This window comes from Streptococcus sp. CCH8-H5, from assembly GCF_001556505.1.
Classification (GTDB): domain Bacteria; phylum Bacillota; class Bacilli; order Lactobacillales; family Streptococcaceae; genus Streptococcus.
The window spans coordinates 31,194-54,835 of record NZ_LSIZ01000120.1 but is presented as its reverse complement, the minus strand read 5'-3'; the positions used below and the strand labels follow the sequence as shown (position 1 = coordinate 54,835).

The window sequence follows — 23,642 nt, the reverse complement described above, 5'->3', positions numbered from 1 at the left end:
TCATGATGTCGTAGGTTCGAGTCCTACTGGCGGAGTATAATTCTCATTGCTAGACTTAGGTCTAGCTTTTTTGTTTTACGAAAACCACTAGCCGTGCTAGTGGTTTCGAAAAGCTTTTAGCCGAAGAGCAAGCCACCGGTTCTCACGGTTTGTTTAAATTTGGATATGAGTGACAGTTTCAAAAACAAGGGAAACCTTAATATTTTACTCTCTATTTCCGATTAATTCTGTGGTATTCTTAATAAATCTTATAAGCTCTAATGATGGTTTGGTCGCTTTTCATTATAGTTCTTATGGGAATTTTTGTGTATACTCAAAAAGCTCTATAATCTCTACAGTGGTTTTACCCACTTCAGAAATTATAGAGTCTATCATTTTTATAGTGACATATATGTCTCTATTTTATTTCTTATGTATCTCTTATAATAGGTTTCGTAATTATTTTAATTGCAAATATTTTATCTATTTATAGGAGGTTTAATGGAACAAGAAGTTTTTGTTCATGCATATGAAGTTGTAAGGCCGATTGTACTTAAGGCTAGTAGACAATATTTCATCCAACTTTGGGACCAAGCTGATATGGAGCAAGAAGCTATGATGACGCTTTATCAGCTTTTAGAAAAGTTTCCTGAATTAAAGTCTGATGATGATAAGTTACGGCGATATTTTAAAACGAAATTTAGAAATAGACTTAATGATGAGGTTAGAAGGCAGGAGTCTGTAAAACGACAAGCTAATCGACAATGTTATATCGAAATTTCAGATATTGCTTTTTGTCTCCCAAATAAAGAGTTAGATGCTGTTGATAGGCTTGTTTATGACGAGCAGCTTAATGCTTTCCGTAATCAGTTGTCTTCGGAAGATTCTACTAAGTTAGACCGTTTGCTAGCTGGGGAGTGTTTTAGAGGTCGAAAAAAGATGATTCGAGAGTTAAAATTTTGGATGGTTGATTTTGATCCTTACAATGAAGATGATTAATTCTTAATATAGAACCTTGACTAGCATTATTGATTAATATGAATAAAAAACACTTCGAAAGTAGATCTATCTTATCTATCTTTTGAAGTGTTTTTAATGTAATGAATTTATTTTACTGCTATAGGGTTTCCAATGAATCTTGGAAGTTCAATCTTTTCTTTGATTAGAGCTTCTTGGTAAAGTTTTAAGAAATCAGCATAGATATGAGTTTGTTGTCCATTTTTCGTAAAAATATCAATACGAAATACTAGTTGTCCAGAAGGAGTTGTGCTTAATCCAATGATATTTGGAGCTCCACAGATTTGAGGATAGTTTTCAATGTTTTCTTGATTTACTTTTTGTATGATGCTTGTCACTTTATTGATATCGGTTGACGGATAGACTGGGATATCAATTTGAGCTCTCATGTCCCCTCGAGATTTGTTAGATACAATTGTGATATTTCTGTTAGGTATAAAATGGAGGGTTCCATCAAATCCTCGAATTTGAGTAGTTCGAATACCTACGGTTGAAACAAGGCCTGTAACGGCTCCTACTTCAACTGCGTCACCGACTTCAAATTGGTTTTCTAACAATATGAAAAAACCATTAACGACATCAGATAGGAAGCCCTGAGCTCCTAGACCAAGAGCAACCCCAGCAAGTCCTGCCCCAGCAAGGAGGCTAGATACTGGGACCCCAAGGATACTAAGAAGACAGTAAACAAGGAAGAAGTATAGCACGTAGTTCATGCAATTGTGTAGTAATCGTTCAATGGTTTTTTGTCGAGCAGGTGTTTGAATTGTCCAAGCTAGAGAGCGTCCCACTGTATGTTTAAAAAGGAAGTTGATAATCTTCTTACTAAGAAGAAAGATGATGAGGAGAATAAGGAGTTTAATCCCTTTCGTAATGAGTACCATTAGGGTCTCTTCAAAATTAAATTGTTGGATGTATCTTTGTAAAATATTCATAGCTCTAGTTTATCAAAATTTTGAAAAAGTAGCAGTTTCTAACGATTTTCTTGTGATTAAATTGGATAAAAAAACTTTTAAAAGGCTTTGAAATATGGTAAACTAAACTGTATCTATAAAAAATTTTAAGGAGAATGACTACATGTCTGTATCATTTGAAAACACAGCCACTAACCGTGGTGTGGTGACATTCACTATCGGTCAAGATAAAATTCAACCAGCTTTGGATCAAGCATTTAACAAGGTTAAAAAGAATTTGAACGCTCCAGGCTTCCGTAAAGGACACATGCCTCGTGCCGTATTTAACCAAAAATTTGGTGAAGAAGCTCTTTACGACGATGCTTTGAATGCAATTCTTCCAGCAGCTTATGAAGCAGCGATTGCTGAACTTGGTCTTGATGTTGTTGCACAACCAAAAATTGATGTAAAATCAATTGAAAAAGGTCAAGATTGGACACTTACTGCAGAAGTTGTTACAAAACCTGAAGTAAAACTTGGTGCATATAAAGATCTTGAAGTTTCAGTTGAAGCTTCTAAAGAAGTTACTGATGAAGAAGTTGATGCTAAGCTTGAAAACGAACGCAAAAACTTGGCTGAATTGGTTGTTAAAGAAGGTGCAGCTGAAAATGGCGACACTGTTGTTATCGACTTTGTTGGTTCAGTAGACGGTGTTGAATTTGATGGTGGTAAAGGTGAAAACCACTCTCTTGAACTTGGTTCAGGTCAATTTATCCCAGGTTTCGAGGACCAATTGGTTGGAGCAAAAGCTGGTGATGAAGTAGAAGTTAAAGTAACTTTCCCAGAAGACTATCAAGCTGCTGACCTTGCAGGTAAAGCTGCTGTATTTGTTACTAAAGTTAACGAAGTTAAAGCTAAAGAAGTTCCAGCTCTTGATGATGAGTTGGCTAAAGATCTTGACGATGAAGTCGAAACTCTTGACGAGTTGAAAGCTAAATACCGTAAAGAACTTGAAGCAGCTAAAGAAATTGCATTTGATGACGCTGTTGAAGGTGCTGCACTTGATTTGGCTGTTGAAAACGCTGAAATCGTTGAATTGCCAGCAGAAATGGTTGAAGACGAAGTTCACCGTGCTATGAACGAATTCATGGGCAACATGCAACGTCAAGGTATCTCTCCTGAAATGTACTTCCAAATCACTGGTACAACTCAAGAAGATCTTCACAAACAATATGAAGCTGACGCTGACAAACGTGTGAAAACTAACCTTGTTATCGAAGCTGTTGCTGCTGCTGAAGGATTCGACGCTACAGAAGAAGAAATCCAAAAAGAAATTAACGATCTTGCAGCTGAGTACAACATGGAAGTATCACAAGTTTCTGCACTTCTTTCACCTGAAATGCTTAAACACGATATCACTATGAAGAAAGCTGTTGAAGTTATCACAAGCACAGCAAAAGTTAAATAATATGACTAAAATCAAGTTTCTGTTGAGACTTGATTTTTTCTTCTATAAATGCTTTGACTATTGACTCTTTTTAGCGTAAAATAAAAGGTAGCGAAAAATTGATTGCTGAGCTATTTCTGATAGAAACTAGCTTGAGTAAGAATGAAGGAGAACCACTTTGGAACTAGACGTATTTGCTGGACAAGAAAAAAGTGAATTATCAATGATTGAAGTGGCCCGTGCTATCTTAGAAACACGTGGTCGTGATAATGAAATGTATTTCAATGATTTGGTCAATGAAATTCAAAATTACTTAGAAAAATCGGATGCTGATATCCGCAATGCTTTGCCATTCTTTTATTCAGATTTGAATACGGATGGAAGTTTCATTCCACTAGGTGATAACAAATGGGGCTTGCGTTCATGGTATGCAATTGATGAAATCGATGAAGAGGTCATCACATTGGAAGATACTGATGAAAATGCACCAAAACGCAAGAACAAGAAAGTTAATGCCTTCATGGATGGTGATGAAGATGCCATCGATTATAATGACGATGATCCAGAAGACGAAAACTTCACACCTGATTCTGATAGTCTTGAATATGACGACGATAGCGAAGATGATGAGAAAGCCGAAGTGGAATCTTATGACTCTGAGTTGAATGAAATTATTCCAGATGATGATTTGGATGATGTTGAGTTGTCAGAAGAAGATGATGACGATGACTATGAGGATGAGTCAAACGACTAAGTTTTCATTGACAAATGGTCTTGGATAGTTTAGACTATTTATCGGGCACCTCTTTTGAAGAGGTCATGATTAAGGCTCCCAGAGTGAAACTCTTGGGGGTCATTTTTGTTTTTAGTCATTTACTGGACTTGTCTAAGGTGAGGTACTTTGTACCGCTCCCATCAGGTACTAGGAAAGGGCTGTCGTGATTATCTGAGTGGGTAATCAATCTACTATCTGTAGTTGTTTTGAATTATATTATAAGGAGTTAACATGACAAAATATATTTTCGTCACTGGTGGTGTGGTATCTTCAATTGGTAAAGGGATTGTAGCTGCAAGTCTTGGACGTTTGCTTAAGAACCGTGGTCTTAAGGTTACGATTCAAAAATTCGATCCTTACATCAATATTGACCCAGGGACAATGAGTCCTTACCAACACGGTGAAGTTTATGTTACTGATGATGGTGCTGAAACTGACCTTGACCTTGGTCACTACGAACGTTTTATTGATATCAATCTTAATAAATACTCTAACGTGACTACTGGTAAGATTTACAGCGAAGTTTTGCGTAAGGAACGTAAAGGGGAGTATCTTGGTGCGACTGTTCAGGTGATTCCGCATATCACCGATGCTTTGAAAGACAAGATTAAGCGTGCAGCGACAACGACTGATTCAGATGTCATTATCACTGAAGTTGGTGGTACGGTTGGGGATATTGAAAGTCTTCCATTCCTTGAAGCTCTTCGTCAAATGAAGGCTGATGTGGGTTCTGATAACGTTATGTATATCCACACAACGCTTCTTCCTTATTTGAAGGCTGCTGGTGAAATGAAGACAAAACCAACGCAACACTCTGTTAAGGAATTGCGTGGTTTGGGTATCCAACCAAATATGTTGGTTATTCGTACAGAACAACCTGCTGGTCAAGGGATTAAGAATAAATTGGCTCAGTTCTGTGATGTTGCACCTGAGGCTGTTATCGAATCACTCGACGTGGAACATATCTATCAAGTGCCACTTAATATGCAGGCTCAAGGTATGGATCAAATCGTTTGTGATCATTTGAAACTAGATGCTCCAGCTGCAGATATGACAGAATGGTCTGCTATGGTTGATAAGGTACTTAATCTTAAGAAGACAACTAAGATTGCCCTTGTTGGTAAGTATGTGGAGCTTCACGATGCTTACTTGTCAGTGGTTGAGGCACTTAAACACTCTGGTTTGGCAAATGATACTGCCATTGATATTGACTGGGTCAATGCTAATGATTTGACTGCCGAAAATGTTGCTTCTCGTTTGGCTGATGCTGATGGTATCATCGTGCCTGGTGGTTTCGGTCAACGTGGTACTGAAGGTAAGATTCAAGCTATTCGTTATGCACGTGAAAATGATGTGCCAATGTTAGGTGTCTGTCTCGGTATGCAATTGACATGTATTGAGTTTGCTCGCCACGTTCTTCACTTGGATGACGCTAATTCAGCTGAGCTTGATCCAAACACAAAATATCCAATTATCGATATTATGCGTGATCAAATTGACATTGAAGACATGGGTGGTACTCTTCGTCTCGGTCTTTACCCATGTAAGTTGAAACCAGGTTCTAAGGCTGCTGCAGCTTATGGCAACCAAGAAGTTGTTCAACGTCGTCACCGTCACCGTTATGAATTTAATACTAAATTCCGTGAACAGTTTGAGGCTGAAGGCTTTGTATTCTCAGGTGTGTCACCAGATAATCGTTTGATGGAAGTTGTAGAACTCCCAGACAAGAAATTCTTTGTGGCAGCGCAATACCACCCAGAATATCATAGCCGTCCAAACCATGCTGAAGAACTTTACAGTGCCTTTGTGACAGCAGCGGTTGAAAATGCTAAATAATTATCTAAGATAGAGTGGGATAGCCTACTCTGTTTTTTATTGGCTCCTTTTATGCTAAAATAAAGGGAATAATAAGAAAGAACGAGGAAAACAAATGGCTAAATTCGGCTTTTTGTCAGTATTAGAAGAAGAACTGGATAAGCACTTGGACTATGATTTTGCGATGGACTGGGATAAAAAGAATCATGCTGTGGAAGTAACGTTCATCCTAGAAGCGCAAAACAATAGTAATGTCGAGACTATTGATGATAAGGGTGAAGTGTCTGATGAAGATGTCATTTTTGAGGATTACGTGCTCTTTTACAATCCAGCAAAATCACGTTTTGATGAAGAGGACTACCTAGTGACAATTCCATATGAACCTAAGAAAGGTCTATCTCGTGAGTTTTTGTCCTATTTTGCGGAGACCTTGAATGAGGTGGCAACAGAAGGATTGAGTGACTTGATGGATTTTCTATCTGATGATGGACCTGAGGAATTCGGTTTGGTTTGGGACAAAGAAGCTTTCGAAAAAGGGAAAACTCAACTTGAAGAGAAGGAATTTTTTGCTTATCCAAGGTATTAAAGGGAGCGAAAAGGGATGGATGCTTATTTAAAAGATCAGTTCGATTTTACAGGTGTTAAGGCTGCCTTACTCGTAGTGCAAAGTATTTTGGTCATTCTCAGAGATAATAAACCAGATATTCCTTGGCCAAATACATGGGAGTTGCCAGGTGGTGGAAGAGAAGGTCAAGAAACGCCTCTTGAATGTCTTCAACGTGAGGTCTGGGAGGAGCTGGGCTTGACTTTGAAAGAGGAATCGATTATTTGGTCGAAAATCTATCCTAGTATGTTGGATAAAGATAGGTCAGCTGTCTTTGTGGTTGGCCAAATTAGCCAAGAGCAGTATCGTGAGATTCGTTTTGGTGACGAGGGACAGGAATTTAAACTAATGCCTATAGAGGATTTTATAAAAGCAGAAGGTGTCATTCCCCAGTTGCAGGAACGCTTTAAAGACTATTTAGTAGGAAAGGAAACAGAGAAATAAATGGACAAATGGCAAGAATTAACGATTGAAGTTAATCGTGAGGTCGAAGAAGCGGCTTCTAATATTTTAATTGAGTCTGGGAGCCAGGGTGTGGCTATTGATGATAGTGCAGATTATTTGGAAAATGCGGACCGTTTTGGGGAACTTTATCCTGAGGTTGAGCAGGTTGAGACGGTTAAAATTACGGCTTATTATCCAGAGTCAGCAGATATCGAGGCCATTACTAAGCAGGTCAATGAGCGTTTGGCTGAGTTGACAGATTTTGGTCTTGAAACAGGAGATATTCACTTGGCTACTCAAGAATTGGTTGAAGAGGATTGGGCTGAGAATTGGAAAAAATACTATGAACCAGCACGAATTACCCATGATTTGACCATCGTACCGTCATGGACGGATTATGAAGCATCAGAGGGGGAAAAGATCATTAAGTTGGATCCTGGTATGGCCTTTGGGACAGGAACACATCCAACAACTAAGATGAGCCTCTTTGCCTTGGAGCAGGTGCTTCGTGGTGGTGAGACGGTGATTGATGTGGGGACTGGTTCAGGTGTCCTCTCGATTGCCAGCTCTCTGCTTGGTGCCAAGGAAATCTACGCTTATGACCTTGATGATGTGGCGGTTCGAGTGGCACAGGAAAACATTGATATGAATCCTGATATGGAAAATATCCACGTTGCTGCGGGAGATCTTTTGAAGGGTGTGACGCAAGAAGCTGATGTTATCGTGGCTAATATTTTGGCGGACATTCTCATTCATCTGACGGAAGATGCCTACCGTTTGGTTAAGGATGAAGGTTATTTGATTATGTCAGGTATTATTTCTGAAAAATGGGATATGGTGCGTGAATCGGCTGAGAAAGCAGGTTTCTTCCTAGAAACTCACATGGTTCAGGGAGAGTGGAATGCTTGTGTCTTCAAAAAGACGGATGATATTTCAGGTGTGATCGGAGGCTAAATGCAACAGTATTTTATAAAGGGGCAGGTTGAAAATCCAGTAATCATCAAAGACAAGGATACTGTGAAGCATATGTTTAACGTTATGCGTTTAACAGAGGATGATCAGGTTGTCTTGGTTTTTGAAGATGGTATCAAGCGTCTTGCGCGTGTGACTGACCGTGAGAATCATGTCTTTGAAGTGATTGAAGACTTAACTGATAATGTCGAGATGCCTGTTTCTGTAACCATTGCCTCAGGTTTTCCCAAGGGAGATAAGCTGGAGTTGGTGACACAAAAGGCAACAGAGCTTGGAGCTCAGGCTATTTGGGCCTTCCCTGCCGACTGGTCTGTGGTTAAGTGGGATGGTAAGAAGCTTGCCAAGAAGGAAGATAAGCTTGCCAAGATTGGTCTAGGAGCTGCAGAACAATCCAAGCGTAATCGTGTTCCAGAAGTCAGATTGTTCGAGAAAAAAGGGGAATTTCTATCAGAATTAGATAATTTTGATAAGATTTTTATCGCCTATGAGGAAACAGCCAAAGCAGGTGAGTTGGCTACTCTAGCTCGTGAGTTGGCTCAGGTAGAGAATGGTCAGAAAATTCTCTTTATCTTCGGACCAGAAGGTGGTATTTCTCCGTCTGAGATTGACGCCTTTGAAGAGGCTGGTGGTATTAAAATTGGCCTTGGACCTCGTATTATGCGGACGGAAACTGCTCCTCTCTATGCTTTGAGTAGTGTCAGTTATGCCTTGGAATTGAATAAGTAAGAGAAAGTTGGCCTTGTTCCAACTTTTTTTGTATTTGATACTTTTCAGCTAAGATTGCATCGTGTCATTAGTTTTGTATGACAAATCGAGCATTTCTAAAAAAGTTGATAATCTTATTTAGATTTAATATAATTGTACTATCTTTATAAAAGGGGAAGATTTTTAATGAAAACGAATCGTTATGTGACTCAATCTGCTGTGGTTTTGGGCCTTTTTGCTCTCTTGACTGTGCCACAAGTCGTAGGGCAAGCTGATGAAGCAACGGCACCAGTACCAACGACCTCAACTGAAACTGTGACAGATAGTGGGACTGCTGCCGTATCTGGACAAGGCACTTCAGGAACAGTTGTTCAAGGAGGGACAGAGACTGTATCTCCTACATCAACAACAGTAGCTGCAAATGCATCTGCAGAGTCATCAGCTAATACCTCGACGGCCCAAGCAAGTCAAGAAGCCAGTGCTGTTTTGACGAATGCCAATCAGGTGACACCAGCGGTGCCAGTACAGGCTGAAACTGTGACAGAGCCTGCTCATGAGGGGCAGACTGTTGATATGCAGATTTTGTCAACAACAGACCTTCATACCAACTTGGTTAACTATGATTATTATCAAGATAAGCCGTCTCAAACAGTTGGTCTGTCTAAAACTGCTGTTCTTATCAAAAAAGCCCGTGAAACTAATCCCAATACGGTATTAGTGGACAGTGGGGATACGATTCAGGGAACTCCTTTTGGGACTTATAAGGCTTTGATTGACCCTGTTGCCCAAGGTGAGACTCACCCTATGTACAAGGCCTTTGAGATGCTGGGTTACGATGCCGAAACACTTGGAAACCACGAGTTTAACTATGGTCTAGAATTTTTGGATCGTATGGTTAAGGCTGCTAAGATTAACATTATCAATGCCAATGTGCGTAATGCTCAGACAGGTGACTACTATTACAACCCTTATAAAATTGTTAACAAGACCTTTACTGATACAGACGGCAAACAGGTAACGCTAAAAATCGGTATTACTGGTGTCCTTCCAACACAGATTTTGGTTTGGGATAAGGCCAACCTTGAAGGTAAGGTAACTGTGGATGATCCAATGGAGGCTGTTAAGGCTATCGTTCCTAAGATGAAGGCTGCAGGAGCTGACTTTATCCTTGTTGCTGCTCACTCTGGTATTGGTGACAATGAATACACTAAGAATGAGGAAAATGAAGGTTACCAAATTGCTGGTATCGAAGGTGTTGATGCTGTTGCGACAGGGCATTCTCATGCGGATTTCCCAAATGGAGATGGTACAAGTTTTTATGCGAAATATCCTGGTGTAGATGATGTCAATGGTCTCATCAATGGGAAACCTGTGGTTATGGCTGGTAAATTCGGAGATCATCTAGGCATCATGGATGTCAAATTGACTTACACGGATGGTAAATGGAAAGTTGTTAACAGTAAGGCCAAGCTTGAAAAGATTGATACTAAGTCAGATGTTGCGGACAAGGACTTAATTAATATGGCTGCTCATGACCATAATGGAACAATCAACTATGTTCGTAAGGAAGTTGGTGAGACTACTGCACCAATTACTAGCTATTTTGCTCAGGTTCAGGACGATCCATCTATTCAAATCGTTAATAATGCACAACTATGGTATGCTAAAAAACAAGTAGCGGGAACAGTAGATGAGAATCTTCCACTCCTCTCAGCTGCAGCACCTTTCAAGGCGGGGACTCGTGGGGATGCGACCTACTATACCGATATTCCAGCAGGACCACTAGCCATTAAGAATGTCGCGGACCTCTACCTCTACGACAATGTTACTGCCCTACTCAAGGTGACTGGTGCACAAATAAAAGAATGGTTGGAAATGTCTGCAGGACAGTTCAATCAGATTGATCCTAATAGCAAAGAGCCACAACAACTCATTAATAGTAGCTATCGCTCATACAATTACGATGTGATTGATGGGGTGACTTATAAGTTTGATTTGACACAACCTAACAAATACGATCGTGAAGGTAAGTTGGTTAACCCAGATGCTAGTCGTGTTCGTGACTTGACTTATCAAGGTAAACCCATTGATTTGAATCAGACTTTCCTTGTTGTGACTAACAACTATCGTGCGACTGGTAATTTCCCTGGTGTTAAGGATGCTGCAGAAAAACGTCTCCTCAATCTTGAGAATCGTCAGGCAATCATTGATTATATCGTTAGTGAGAAAACGATTAACCCAACTGCTGATGGAAATTGGAGTTTCGTTCCTAATATTACGAATGCAGATATCCGTTTTGCCTCATCTGACAATGCGCGTGCCCACCTTGATGGTCAGGATGCCATTAGTTATGTAGGACCATCAACACAAGCAGGATTTGCAGAGTATCGTTTGGTTGTTAAGGAAAAGGCAAATCAAGTTGAGGATACGACTAAGAAAGAATCTGAGAAGTCACCAAAAGGTGTTGAGACAGCAGACCAAACTAAGCGTGTGACACCAAAAGCTACTGCAGTCACCAGCGTGGCTAAACCTGCTTCAGCTATCCAGTTGTCAAACTCTCAAGTTGTTATCTTGCCTCAAGCTCAAGAACAAGAAACTCAAGGTTCAAGTTCAGTTAAGGCCTTGCCAAACACTGGTTCAGACGAATCTATGTCAGCAACTTTAGCTGGTATGGTTCTTATGACCTTGGCTGGATTCTTTGGAATCAAAAAGCAAGAGAAAAATTAAGCAAGATAAAAAGCCCCTATCAGGGCTTTTTTGCTCTAGTTTTAGCGTTGGTTAAAGTTCTTTTGTGCTTCTAGAATAATAGGTGCCAGACGCTCGATATCAGACTGTGTGCCACGAAGCTCAAAGTCTCCCAACATAGGGAAGCCAAAACGTTGACTGTATTGTTTGGCGGTTAGGCAGTACTGGTTATTGAAGTTACGGTTACCAGAACCGATGATACCAAAGCAACGTTTGTGGTTATCATGGGCTGCGATAAAATCTCCCAGTGGATTGGTTAGGATTTCGACATCTCCATTGTCCACGCCATTTCCACCTTCAAGGTAGGTTGGCAAGAGTGTGACAAAGGGTTCATCTACTTGGAAGGTTTCATGATTAAGCTCTTTAATATTGATTTGGCGACATTCAATCCCGTGGTTGAGGGATAGATAGTCAGACATACGTTTGACAAAGCTTTGGGTATTACCGCTTAGACTAATATAAACGAGGGTAAGTTGAGACATAAGCGTCCTCTTTCTATCTATATCTTGTGTTTGTTCAATCATTCTAACACAAGATGTTGTGCTTTTCAAGTTGGCTTCTTGCAGTTAATAATTGCCTATCTAGCTCTTTTTCTTTACTTGTAAAAGTGATAAAATAAAGGTTATTAAAAGAAGCGAAGGAAGAAATCATGGCTAAAGATAAAAATGTAACAGGAGAAGAAATTTTAGACATTTGCTCGGCCTACATGTCAGCAGATGATTTGAAATTAGTTGAAAAAGCCTGGCATTATGCGACAGATGCTCATAGTGGGCAATCTCGTCAGTCAGGAGAACCTTATATTATTCACCCTATTCAAGTGGCAGGTATCCTGGCAGACCTTCATCTTGATGCAGTGACAGTAGCCTGTGGTTTCTTACACGATGTCGTTGAAGACACCGAAAAAACGCTTGATGATTTAGAAATGGATTTTGGTACGGATGTACGAAATATCGTAGACGGTGTTACTAAGCTTGGTAAGGTTGAGTACAAGTCCCACGAGGAGCAATTGGCTGAAAACCACCGTAAGATGCTTATGGCCATGTCTAAGGATATCCGTGTCATCTTGGTTAAATTGGCCGACCGTTTACACAATATGCGTACCCTAAAGCATCTTCGTAAGGATAAGCAAGAGCGCATTTCTCGTGAAACCATGGAAATCTATGCTCCTTTGGCTCACCGTCTGGGTATCAGTCGTATCAAATGGGAATTGGAAGATATGTCCTTCCGTTACCTTAATGAGGTGGAATTCTACAAGATTTCTCACATGATGAAGGAAAAACGTCGTGAGCGTGAGGCACTTGTGGACGAGATTGTCGATAAAATTAAGACCTACACAGCTGAACAAGGACTTGTTGGTGATGTTTATGGTCGTCCAAAGCATATCTACTCTATTTATCGTAAGATGCGCGACAAGAAAAAGCGCTTCGATCAAATTTATGATTTGATTGCCATCCGTTGTGTCATGGAGACGCACAGTGATGTTTATGCCATGTTGGGATATATTCATGAGCTCTGGCGTCCGATGCCTGGCCGTTTCAAAGACTATATTGCCAATCCTAAATCCAATGGTTACCAGTCTATCCATACAACGGTTTATGGACCAAAAGGACCTATTGAAATCCAAATCCGTACCAAGGAAATGCACCAAGTTGCCGAATACGGGGTTGCAGCTCACTGGGCTTACAAGAAAGGGATCAAGGGCAAGGTAGATTCAAAAGAGTCCGCTTTGGGAATGAACTGGATTAAAGATCTTGTTGAACTTCAAGACGCCTCAAATGGTGATGCTATGGGATTTGTAGACTCTGTTAAAGAGGATATCTTCTCAGAGCGTATTTATGTCTTTACGCCGAATGGTGCTGTTCAGGAATTGCCTAAAGATTCAGGACCTATTGACTTTGCCTATGCTATCCATACCCAAGTTGGAGAGAAGGCTACAGGTGCTAAGGTTAATGGCCGTATGGTTCCCTTGACTGCCAAACTTAAGACAGGTGATGTGGTTGAGATTGTCACTAATGCCAATTCTTTTGGTCCTAGTCGTGACTGGATTAAGATGGTCAAGACAACTAAGGCCAGAAATAAAATTCGACAATTCTTTAAGAATCAGGATAAGGAAGCTTCTATCACCAAAGGTCGTGAGCTTTTGATTGCCTACTTCCAAGAGCATGGCTATATTGCCAATAAGTACCTAGACAAGAAACATATTGAGGAAATTCTCCCTCGTATGAGTGTGCGTAGTGAAGAAGCTCTTTATGCCGCTGTTGGCTTTGGCGAAATTAGTGCTGCTGCTGTTTTCAATCGTCTGACAGAAAAAGAACGCCGTGAGGAAGAGCGTGCTAAGGCAAAAGCTGAAGCTGAAGAGCTGATGAACGGTGGCGAGGTTAAGACTGAGAAGAAAGAAGTTCTTAAGGTTAAGAGTGAAAATGGAGTCATCATTCAAGGTGCGTCGGGTCTCCTCATGCGTATCGCTAAGTGCTGTAACCCAGTACCTGGAGATGAGATTGAAGGTTACATCACCAAGGGCCGTGGAATTGCTATTCATCGTTCAGATTGTAATAATATCAAGAGTCAAGAAGGTTATGAACAACGTTTAATCGAAGTAGAGTGGGATGAACGTAATGCCAATAAATCTTATTTGGCTGAGATTGACATCTATGGCCTTAACCGTTCTGGTCTGTTGAATGATGTTCTTCAAATCTTGTCAAATACGACCAAGAGCATTGCTACGGTCAATGCGCAACCGACTAAGGACATGAAGTTTGCCAATATTCACGTTAGCTTTGAAATTGCAAACCTTATTGAATTGACTGGTCTGGTGGATAAGATTAAAATTATCCCTGATGTTTACAGTGTTAAACGTACGAATGGTTAAGGAGTTACTGCGATGAAGATTGTAATTCAGCGCGTGCAAAGTGCCTCTGTGGTTATTGAGGATTCTACGGTTGGTGCTATTAAACAGGGGCTCTTACTCTTGGTCGGAGTTGGTCCAGAGGACACCAAAGAAGACCTAGAGTATGCAGTTCGTAAGATTGTCAATATGCGTATTTTTTCAGATGAAGATGGCAAGATGAATCTTTCTGTTAAGGATATTGGTGGCCAGATTTTGTCGATTTCTCAGTTTACGCTTTTTGCAGATACGAAAAAAGGGAATCGACCAGCATTTACAGGTGCTGCAAAGCCTGACATGGCTAGCCAGCTCTATGACGATTTCAACCAATCCTTGTCAACACATGTTCCTGTAGAAAGAGGACGCTTTGGTGCAGATATGCAGGTTAGTCTGGTCAATGACGGACCTGTGACCATTATTTTAGATACTAAAAATCGATAAACAAACCATTTCTCGCCTTGTGTGAGAGGTGGTTTGTTTACTCTCATCGTATGGGTAATTTAGGTGCTCGATTTTCATTATTTGGGATTTATTTTTGTTATTTTAAGTAGGCTTAACCAAGTGAATATTTAATGAAATTAGAAAATGTTGTTCTCAAATTTCTGAAAAAAACCGACCATTCATGATGAAAAAATTACCGTTTACGAGGATTGCCGGAAATTCCCTTGTCTTACAAAAAAGATTAAGTTAACATTAGTTTCATAAGAAACACTAAGCGATTTTTATGAAACTAAAAAATAACTCGAGTTTACAGCATGCAAATACAAATAGTGATAATTTGAAACGCCGAGGTGATTTAAACTTTTTTAGAGGGATAGAGAGATGTCAAAGAAAGTAGCGTCAAATAAATTACTATCAAGTTTGTTTGTAGCCGGCGGTGTCCTAGGGATGAATCAGGTCGCCAAGGCAGATAACATGGTCAGTTCAGAAGCAACAAAACCAGTCATTACGACTGAAGCAGATAACTTGGTGGTGGTACCAACGGAGGCAGTTGCTCCAGTTGCGACAACAGAAGTAGGTCCATCATCTGCCGCTGTTGCGACAGATACTGCAACAACAGCAACAGCTTCTACAATATTTTCACAAGCTGTGCCAGCAGAGAGTGCTAGCTCAGAAATGCTTGTAGCCAGTGAAGCACTAGCTCCTGAGTCAGCTGCTGTGGAAACCATCACATCATCATCTGATAATGCTACTGAAGCGGGACGCCATTCAACTGCTCAAGTGACACCAGTTACAGAAGTGACAGAGCAAAACTTAAATGGTGATGCTTACTTGACAGATCCAGAAACAACAAAAGCTGCTTATAGCAAGACAGATGGTGATATTAACTATTCTGTTGTTGTGTCTAATCCAACAGCAGAAACTAAGACGATGACTGTCAACTTGACACTTCAACATGCTTCAGAGATCATCGGTCAAGATAACGTTGACCTTACGCTAGCGGCAGGAACCTCAGCTAAGGTTTCAAACTTGACAGTAGCGTCAGAGTGGTTGACAAACAATACAGGTTACTTGGTGACAATCAGTGTCAACGACAAATCAGGTAGTACTTTTTCAAGCAAGCGTGCTGGCTTGTCTGTTGAAGATGATTGGACAGTTTTCCCACGTTACGGTATCGTAGCAGGTTCGCCAACGGATCAAAACAGTATTCTTGTTAAAAATCTTGAAGCCTACCGTAAAGAGCTTGAGCTCATGAAGTCTATGAATATCAACTCATATTTCTTCTATGATGCTTATAGTGAAGCTACAGATCCTTTCCCAGAGGGTGTTGATAGCTTTGTTCAAAAATGGAATACCTGGAGTCATACTCAGGTTGACACTAAGGCTGTTAAAGAATTGGTTGACCAAGTTCATAAGTCAGGTGCTGTTGCCATGCTTTATAACATGATTTCAGCAGATTCAAATCCAAAGAATCCAACCCTTCCACTTGCTGCTTTGGCTTATAACTTCTATGATAGCTTTGGTAAGAAGGGTGAGCCGATGACTTACACTATCGGTGATAACCCAACTCAAGTTTACTATGATCCAGCTAATCCAGATTGGCAAAAATACATTGCGGGTGTCATGAAATCAGCTATGGATCGTATGGGCTTCGATGGTTGGCAAGGTGATACAATTGGTGACAACCGTGTGACTGATTATGAGCACCGTAACAGCTCAGACGAGGCTGACTCATACATGATGTCTGATTCCTATGCGTCATTTATTAATGCTATGAAAGACCTCATTGGTGAAAAGTACTACATCACAATCAATGATGTCAATGGTGGTAATGATGATAAATTAGCCAAGGCACGTCAAGATGTTGTTTATAATGAGCTCTGGACAAACGGTGGTTCAGTTATTCCAGGACGTATGCAGGTTGCCTATGGTGATTTGAAAGCACGTATCGATATGGTACGCAATAAAACTGGTAAATCACTTATCGTTGGTGCCTACATGGAAGAACCAGGTATTGATTATACTGTTCCTGGTGGAAAAGCAACTAACGGTGCTGGTAAAGATGCCCTTGCTGGTAAGCCATTGCAAGCTGATGCGACTCTTCTCGTAGATGCGACAGTAGCTGCAGCCGGTGGTTATCACATGTCCATTGCAGCCCTTGCCAATGCTAATGCAGCCCTTAACGTTCTTCAAAGTGCCTATTACCCAACTCAATACCTCAGTGTGGCTAAGGACACTATTCGTAAGCTTTACAATTACCAACAGTTCATCACTGCTTATGAAAATCTTCTCCGTGGTGAGGGTGTGACTAACAGCACTCAGTCTGTATCTACCAAGAATGCTTCTGGTGAAATCCTTTCTAAAGATGCTCTTGGTGTGACAGGAAATCAAGTTTGGACATTTGCTAAATCAGGAAAAGGTTTCTCAACTGTTCAAATGATTAACATGATGGGCATCAATGCGGGCTGGCATAATGAAGAGGGTTATGCGGACAATAAAACACCGGACGCACAAGAAAATCTCACAGTTCGTCTTAGTCTAGCAGGTAAAACAGCTCAAGAAGCAGCTAAAATTGCTGATCAAGTCTATGTGACATCACCAGATGATTGGGCAACTTCAAGCATGAAGAAGGCACAAGCAAGCCTTGAAACAGATGAAAATGGTCAACCAGTGCTTGTCATTTCAGTTCCTAAACTAACTCTTTGGAACATGCTCTATATCAAGGAAGACACAACAGCAACACCGGTAGAACCAGTTATCTTGAAACCAGTTACTAACCAAGCTGGTAAGAAAGTAGATAATACAGTAACATCTGAAGCAAGCTCAGAAACAGCTAAATCAGAAAATACAACAGTAAATAAAGGTTCAGAGGCTCCAACTGATACGAAACCATCTGTTGAAGCTCCTAAACTAGATGAAACAACTAAACCAGCACCATCAGTTGACGAGTTAGTAAACTCAGCAGCTGTTCCAGTGGCGATAGCTGTGTCAGAGACCGCACATGATAAGAAAGATGACAACTCAGTATCTAATACGGATCAAGGTACAGTAGCATCAGATTCAATCACTACACCAGCTTCAGAGGCTGCAAGCACAGCTGCCTCAACAGTCTCATCAGAAGTATCAGAAAGTGTAACAGTATCATCGGAAGCATCAGAAACTGAAAATAGTTCAGTAGCATCAACTTCAGAGTCAGCAATTTCAACGACGACAGCAATTTCAGAATCACATACAGTAGTTGAACCAGTGGCTTCTTTGACAGAATCAGAGAGTCGGGCAAGCACTAGCCTTGTTTCAGAAACTACTAGCACAATTGTCTCAGTTGCTCCGTCAGAAGTATCAGAAAGCACAACAGTATCATCGAAGGTCTCAGAAACTGATATTATCTCAGCAGCATCAACTTCAGAGACTTCAGCATCTGAATCAGAGAATTCAATCAGCACAGTCGTTTCAGAATCAGAAGTAGTTGAAGAACCAGCTGTTTCATTGACAGAATCAGAAAGTCAAGTGAGCACTTCAGAAGTGACTTCGGCGATTTCAGAAACAGTAAGCACATCAGAGGAAGTCATCCTTGATGGACTATCAGAAAACATCAATAGTTGGAATAGACTCTCTGTAGCTCCTCGCGTCTCAGAAACCTTACCAAGTACTTCTGAAACGATTACAGAAGCAGCATCACTCTTTAGCAACTATGCAAGATATTCAGAAACAGCAAGCTCAGAATCTCACTCTATGGTAGCAGCTTCCTCAGAAGTTTCTATTGAAAAATTAGCAGTATCTATCTTGAAAGATACTGAGGGTGGCTTGTACGATGCTACAACAATCAGAAATATTGTTGAGATGATTGATAGCATTACAACAAATGTCAGCTATACTCGCAGTAGCCGTCAAGACCTTGTCAATACAGCTTCGTCAGATAATACTTACAATGGTAGTCAAGATCTTAACCTTGCAAGTAAGACAACGACGCAAGCAGGTGAAAAAGGAACAACTGAAGATCTTAAGGCTACAATTGCTAAAACAGCAAAATCTCACAAGTGGGGAGAACATGCTGTAGCTATCCTTACAGCTATTGTCCTTGCAGGTGCGGCAACCCTTGCAGCTCTTCGTAACTTCTTGATGTCAAAAAAAGTTGATAAATAAATAAGTAGAACTCTTTGTGTAAACAAGGAGTTTTCTTTATACTGGCTGCTATTTTTTCTGAAAATTGTGATACAATAGAAATAGTTTGAATATTGTGTCAAAGGAGAGCCAATGATTACTGCAAATGATATCGTAAAGGCTAATGAAGTCTTAAAAAACGTGGTGGAACGCACACCACTAGATTTTGATCGCTACTTATCTGAAAAATACGGGGCGACCATTTATATTAAAAAAGAAAATATGCAAAAGGTACGCTCTTTCAAATTGCGAGGAGCCTACTATGCTATTCATCAATTGAGTGATGAGGATAAGGCGCGTGGTGTGGTTTGTGCATCAGCCGGAAACCATGCTCAAGGGGTTGCTTACACTTGTAACGAGATGAGGATTCCGGCAACCATCTTTATGCCAGTAACAACGCCTCTCCAAAAAATTGGTCAAGTCCGTTTCTTTGGTGGCAAGTTTGTAACAATCAAATTGGTGGGAGATACCTTTGATGCTTCTGCTCAAGCAGCACAGGAATATACCAAGTCTGAAGGCATGACTTTCATTGATCCATTCGACGATTATAATGTCCAAGCGGGTCAAGGAACAGTTGCTTATGAAATTTATGAGCAGGCTCAAGAGGAGGGTGTTTCCTTCGATAGTATCTTGGTTCCAGTAGGTGGCGGAGGCCTTATCTCTGGTGTGGCTACTTATATCAAGGATGTGGCACCATCTATGGAAGTTATTGGTGTTGAGGCTAGTGGTGCTCGTAGTATGCGTGCTGCCTTTGACCGTGGTTATCCTATAAAACTCGAAGAAATTGATAAGTTTGCGGATGGGATTGCTGTTCAAAAGGTAGGTGTCAAGACCTATGAAGTTGCACGTAAATATGTTGACCGTCTCTTGGGAGTTGATGAAGGCTTGATTTCAGAAACCCTAATTGATATGTACTCTAAGGTTGGTACCATTGCAGAACCCGCAGGTGCAGCATCAGTAGCAGCTTTGGAAGTGATTAAAGATGAGATTAAAGGAAAAACCATCGTCTGCATCATTTCAGGTGGTAACAATGATATTAACCGTATGCCAGAGATGGAAGAACGTGCGCTTATCTACGATGGCATCAAGCATTACTTTGTGGTTAACTTCCCACAACGTCCTGGTGCCCTTCGTGAATTTGTAAATGATATCTTGGGACCAAATGATGATATCACTCGATTTGAGTACATCAAACGTGCTAATAAAGGAAAAGGTCCAGTTCTCATTGGTATCGCTCTTAGTGACAAGAACGATTATGATGGACTTCTCGATCGTCTTTCAGCCTTTGACCCAAGTTATATCAACCTTCACGGTAACGAAACACTTTACAATATGCTTGTCTGAGGACAGGTTTACATAATGAAAAAAGAATCGACGAAAGTCGGTTCTTTTCTACTTTAACCTAGCTATACGGAGGCACTAAGGCCTTATCTTCAACTTAAAACCTCAGTATTGCTACTGAGGCTTTCTTTATTCGATAATCAAGAGTCCATCTTTAATGGCGAATGGATTGTCTTTATTGATGCGGTCGTAGAACATGATACCGTTAGTATGGTCGATTTCATGTTGAACAACAATTGAGTTGTACCCACGGAGCTTAACACGCTGCTTTTCGCCCTCTTTGTTGTAGTATTCAACAGTTACTCGAGCATGACGAACCACATAACCAGGAACGTCGCGGTCGACTGAGAGGCATCCTTCTCCATCACCCAAAGCAGCATCCTGAACAGAATGGGCAACTACTTTAGGGTTGTACATGATTTCTTGAAGGCTATATGCTTCTTTTGGTGGATTACCTTCAGCGTCTTCAGGGTTTGGAACGAGAACCGCGATAATGCGTTTTGAAATATCCAATTGTGGGGCTGCAAGACCGACTCCCCCACGAAGCCCCATTTTTTCAGCAATAACAGGATCTTGTGAATTACGAAGAAACTGCATCATTTTTTCACCTAGGATAATGTCTTCGTCTGATAGTGGGAAGGTTACATCTTCAGCGACAGCACGCAAGGTTGGGTTTCCTTCGCGAATGATATCATTCATATCAATCATATGGCTGGCGCGGATAATTTTGGTTTGAGCGTCCATTTGTTTACCTCTATTTTCTTTGATTTACTTGTTTATAACTATAGCACAAAAGGGTTGAAAATTAAACCATCAAGGGTTAACGTGAGGCTTTTTCTAATCGATAAAAGCCAGTTTTTCCAAGGTTTGTCGTTGCAAAATACGATAGGTCTTAAAAGCTTCTTTTTCAATAATTCCTTGATCGATAAATTGTTTGATGACTCGTTGCACATGGCGATAGCTAGTCCCAAAACTGGCAGCTAGGATAGATGGTGATAGTTGAAAAACACCCTCTTCCTCAATACTCAACATATGAGTAGCCAGACGCTCTTTGACAGAGTAGCTTGCATTTGTTGAGGCAGTAATACCCTGTTTATGCAATGCCATGGCTAGGTTATGACCAATTTGATAGAGAAAAACGGGATCTTTGAGGAGCTCTTCTTTATTATTTAAAGGGAGCTGAACTGCTTGAACCTCTTCTAAAGCAATGACTGATGACCCTGCTGGTTGATTGGTCATGAGTTCTACATCTCCAAATATTTGTGGTTGGTTAAGCATTTCTAGGATATGTTCTTTACCATTGAAGAGAGAACGCACAATTTTTACCTTTCCTGACAAAATGTAGGTTAGCTCTGTGATAGCTTGCCCTTGGGTACAAATATAATCATTCTTTTGAAAGGTGACTTTCTGTAATTGGTCGAGGTAGGGGGGTGGAAAGACCTGATCAAGTTGAGGTCTTATGTCATGATTACGCATACATCTCCTTTTTTAGGACCTAGGTCCTATTTTTTAAAGTCTCCTTAGATTATAATGAAAAAATAACTATCAGACAAGTAAGGAAAGGATGTTCTAATCCCTATATTATGACACGAATTTTAGAAAAAATGAGCCTACTTGGGCTATCCTTGCTCTTGATTTCGGCCTTTTCGATTTCAACAGCGCTACCACCTATGTTGGACTACTATAGCCCAACCTTTTCTGCCGCGCAAGTGGAGCTTTTAGTATCTGTCCCTTCATTTTCCGTAGTAGCGATGCTCTTACTTAATTCATTTATTGACAAATGGCTAAGTGATAGACAGCTAATTGTGACTGGATTGCTTTTACTTAGTAGTGCTGGCATTTTTCCTTTTTTTGTACAAGCCTATCCTCTTGTCTTACTGTCACGTATTGCTTTTGGGATGGGGATTGGCCTTATCAATGCTAAGGCGATTGCCATCATCAGTCAACGTTTTCAAGGTAAAGAACGGGTTCAGATGTTAGGTATTCGTGGCTCCATGGAGTTGATTGGTGGAGCTTCGTGTTCTCTTTTGGTTGGTCAACTATTGAAAATCCATTGGACCTTTGCCTTTCTCATTTATGGTCTTGGTTTTGTGATTCTGACCATGTACCTCCTTTTTGTGCCAACGATGGATCAGGTGGAGAGGAAGCAGATTACAAAAAGTAAACAAGGTCTAAACAAAAAAGACCTTAGTATGATCCTTGGCATGGCCCTTTTAGCAGGATTTGTCATCTGTATTAATTCTTCGATTAGTTTGCGCGTGCCTCTATTTCAGGTTGCTGGTAAGACCATTGCGAGTGGGCAATCAGCTTTAGTACTTAGTTTAGAGCAGGGAATTGGAATTGTAGCTGGACTAAGTTTCGCTTCTCTTATAGGATATTTTAAGAATCATCTTTTGTATATAGTGATGTTTTTATTGGCGGTTTGTCTCTTTGGGATGTCAGTGGCTAGTAACTTACCGATTTTGATTGTATCCTCAGTTGGTGTTGGTTTCTTCTATAGTACTGTTTTGACAATTATCTTTAACCAACTTTCTGAGCGTATTGCTAGAAATCTGTTGAACAAAGCGACAGCCTATGTCCTCTTGGGGTGTAACCTAGGGTCTGCCCTCTCTCCTTATGTTTTGAAATTATTGGCACTTGTATCTCCAAGTTTTAGTTGGATTTTCCTAGCCTATGCTATAGTAAGTTTCCTACTTTTCCTTGGGTTTTTGATGAAATCAAGAATGACAAAAAAAGTCTAAGATGTAGAAATCTAAACAGCGAATCTTGTGATTGACAAAGATTAGTAGATAAGCTAAAATAGAGAGGTCGTAAAGACAAACCAACTCTTTCTTGGTTTTAGGAGAGCCAATCCTAAGACTCGGATGGAGCAAAAAAAGGAGAAAAAACATGGCAATCTCAAAAGAGAAAAAAAATGAAATCATTGCTCAATACGCACGTCACGAAGGTGACACTGGCTCAGTAGAGGTTCAAGTTGCTGTCCTTACTTGGGAAATCAACCACCTTAACGACCACATTAAACAACACAAAAAAGACCACGCTACTTACCGTGGTTTGATGAAAAAAATTGGTCACCGTCGTAACTTGTTGGCATACCTTCGCCGTACAGACGTTAACCGTTACCGTGAGTTGATCAGCTCACTTGGACTTCGTCGTTAATTCAAGATACAAAGACCGTTAAAAGCACAAAGCAAAAATAGGAAAATTGACGAAGAAACTTTAGTTTTTAGGAGATTTTATCTTTTTTGCCAAGTGCTTAGGCCTTGTTCAATTGAATACACGAAAATGGAACTGCTCTATAATGGGGCAGTTTTTCTTTTTCACTAGGATTTTAGCCCGAGTTCAGAACAGCTTTCTAGATTCAGAGGGCAGTTTTGCTGTATTCATCTAAGAATTTCTTACGATGATAGATCTATAGAGCC

Annotated in this window: 19 protein-coding genes; 15 read left to right on the top strand and 4 right to left on the bottom strand. The window is 40.4% G+C overall.

Annotated elements, in window-relative coordinates:
• The first annotated feature begins 480 nt into the window (after positions 1 to 480).
• Positions 481 to 978 (top strand): sigma factor, encoded by a 498-nt coding sequence (locus AX663_RS08610; protein WP_060973245.1) that lies wholly within the window; start codon positions 481 to 483, stop codon positions 976 to 978.
• Between the two features lie 107 nt (positions 979 to 1,085).
• Here the strand turns inward: AX663_RS08610 and AX663_RS08605 are convergent, their stop codons facing one another.
• Entirely contained in the window at positions 1,086 to 1,928 is an 843-nt protein-coding gene (locus AX663_RS08605; RefSeq protein ID WP_060973244.1) for a mechanosensitive ion channel family protein, read from the bottom strand.
• Between the two features lie 142 nt (positions 1,929 to 2,070).
• On the opposite strand from AX663_RS08605, the gene tig reads away from it, so the two are divergent.
• The 8 genes from tig to AX663_RS08565 all read left to right on the top strand — a co-directional run bounded on the left by tig (position 2,071) and on the right by AX663_RS08565 (position 11,375).
• Positions 2,071 to 3,354 (top strand): trigger factor, encoded by a 1,284-nt coding sequence (gene tig / locus AX663_RS08600; protein WP_002889721.1) that lies wholly within the window; start codon positions 2,071 to 2,073, stop codon positions 3,352 to 3,354.
• 157 nt (positions 3,355 to 3,511) lie between these two features.
• Positions 3,512 to 4,087 carry a DNA-directed RNA polymerase subunit delta gene (rpoE, locus tag AX663_RS08595; RefSeq protein WP_002885605.1) on the top strand — a complete coding sequence of 192 codons (576 nt, stop codon included), beginning with the start codon at positions 3,512 to 3,514 and terminating at the stop codon, positions 4,085 to 4,087.
• Positions 4,088 to 4,339: 252 nt separating this feature from the next.
• Entirely contained in the window at positions 4,340 to 5,944 is a 1,605-nt protein-coding gene (locus AX663_RS08590) for a CTP synthase (RefSeq protein ID WP_060973243.1), read from the top strand.
• Between the two features lie 94 nt (positions 5,945 to 6,038).
• Positions 6,039 to 6,509: a DUF3013 family protein gene (locus AX663_RS08585; protein ID WP_060973242.1), complete on the top strand. Its 471-nt coding sequence runs from the start codon at positions 6,039 to 6,041 to the stop codon at positions 6,507 to 6,509.
• 15 nt (positions 6,510 to 6,524) lie between these two features.
• Entirely contained in the window at positions 6,525 to 6,971 is a 447-nt protein-coding gene (locus AX663_RS08580; RefSeq protein WP_060973241.1) for an NUDIX hydrolase, read from the top strand.
• The gene (prmA, locus tag AX663_RS08575; protein WP_049546098.1) at positions 6,972 to 7,925 is read left to right on the top strand and encodes a 50S ribosomal protein L11 methyltransferase; all 954 of its coding nucleotides are present in this window, start codon (positions 6,972 to 6,974) and stop codon (positions 7,923 to 7,925) included.
• Entirely contained in the window at positions 7,926 to 8,669 is a 744-nt protein-coding gene (locus AX663_RS08570; RefSeq protein ID WP_060973240.1) for a 16S rRNA (uracil(1498)-N(3))-methyltransferase, read from the top strand.
• 165 nt (positions 8,670 to 8,834) lie between these two features.
• Entirely contained in the window at positions 8,835 to 11,375 is a 2,541-nt protein-coding gene (locus AX663_RS08565) for a bifunctional 2',3'-cyclic-nucleotide 2'-phosphodiesterase/3'-nucleotidase (protein WP_060973239.1), read from the top strand.
• A gap of 41 nt (positions 11,376 to 11,416) precedes the next feature.
• Here the strand turns inward: AX663_RS08565 and nrdI are convergent, their stop codons facing one another.
• Complete coding sequence (gene nrdI / locus AX663_RS08560) at positions 11,417 to 11,875, bottom strand: class Ib ribonucleoside-diphosphate reductase assembly flavoprotein NrdI (protein WP_060973238.1); 459 nt, start codon at positions 11,873 to 11,875, stop codon at positions 11,417 to 11,419.
• A gap of 167 nt (positions 11,876 to 12,042) precedes the next feature.
• Between nrdI and AX663_RS08555 the strand changes: the two genes are divergently transcribed.
• The 4 genes from AX663_RS08555 to ilvA all read left to right on the top strand — a co-directional run bounded on the left by AX663_RS08555 (position 12,043) and on the right by ilvA (position 20,223).
• Positions 12,043 to 14,262 (top strand): RelA/SpoT family protein, encoded by a 2,220-nt coding sequence (locus tag AX663_RS08555; protein WP_060973237.1) that lies wholly within the window; start codon positions 12,043 to 12,045, stop codon positions 14,260 to 14,262.
• Positions 14,263 to 14,274: 12 nt separating this feature from the next.
• Positions 14,275 to 14,718: a D-aminoacyl-tRNA deacylase gene (dtd, locus tag AX663_RS08550; protein ID WP_037598894.1), complete on the top strand. Its 444-nt coding sequence runs from the start codon at positions 14,275 to 14,277 to the stop codon at positions 14,716 to 14,718.
• Positions 14,719 to 15,099: 381 nt separating this feature from the next.
• Positions 15,100 to 18,861, top strand: a complete 3,762-nt coding sequence (locus tag AX663_RS08545; protein WP_060973236.1) for a glycoside hydrolase family 66 protein — start codon at positions 15,100 to 15,102, stop codon at positions 18,859 to 18,861.
• Between the two features lie 111 nt (positions 18,862 to 18,972).
• Positions 18,973 to 20,223 (top strand): threonine ammonia-lyase IlvA, encoded by a 1,251-nt coding sequence (gene ilvA / locus AX663_RS08540; protein ID WP_048673985.1) that lies wholly within the window; start codon positions 18,973 to 18,975, stop codon positions 20,221 to 20,223.
• A 126-nt stretch (positions 20,224 to 20,349) separates the two neighbouring features.
• On the opposite strand, the gene def is transcribed toward ilvA, so the two are convergent.
• Together def and AX663_RS08530 are read right to left on the bottom strand one after the other, a co-directional pair.
• On the bottom strand, positions 20,350 to 20,964 hold the full coding sequence (def, locus tag AX663_RS08535) for a peptide deformylase (protein ID WP_003095026.1): 615 nt from the start codon (positions 20,962 to 20,964) through the stop codon (positions 20,350 to 20,352).
• A 93-nt stretch (positions 20,965 to 21,057) separates the two neighbouring features.
• Entirely contained in the window at positions 21,058 to 21,696 is a 639-nt protein-coding gene (locus AX663_RS08530) for a Crp/Fnr family transcriptional regulator (protein ID WP_037600128.1), read from the bottom strand.
• 107 nt (positions 21,697 to 21,803) lie between these two features.
• Between AX663_RS08530 and AX663_RS08525 the strand changes: the two genes are divergently transcribed.
• Both AX663_RS08525 and rpsO read left to right on the top strand, forming a co-directional pair.
• Positions 21,804 to 22,961 carry an MFS transporter gene (locus AX663_RS08525; protein ID WP_060973235.1) on the top strand — a complete coding sequence of 386 codons (1,158 nt, stop codon included), beginning with the start codon at positions 21,804 to 21,806 and terminating at the stop codon, positions 22,959 to 22,961.
• A 148-nt stretch (positions 22,962 to 23,109) separates the two neighbouring features.
• Positions 23,110 to 23,379 (top strand): 30S ribosomal protein S15, encoded by a 270-nt coding sequence (gene rpsO / locus AX663_RS08520; protein WP_008535715.1) that lies wholly within the window; start codon positions 23,110 to 23,112, stop codon positions 23,377 to 23,379.
• Positions 23,380 to 23,642 lie beyond the last annotated feature (263 nt).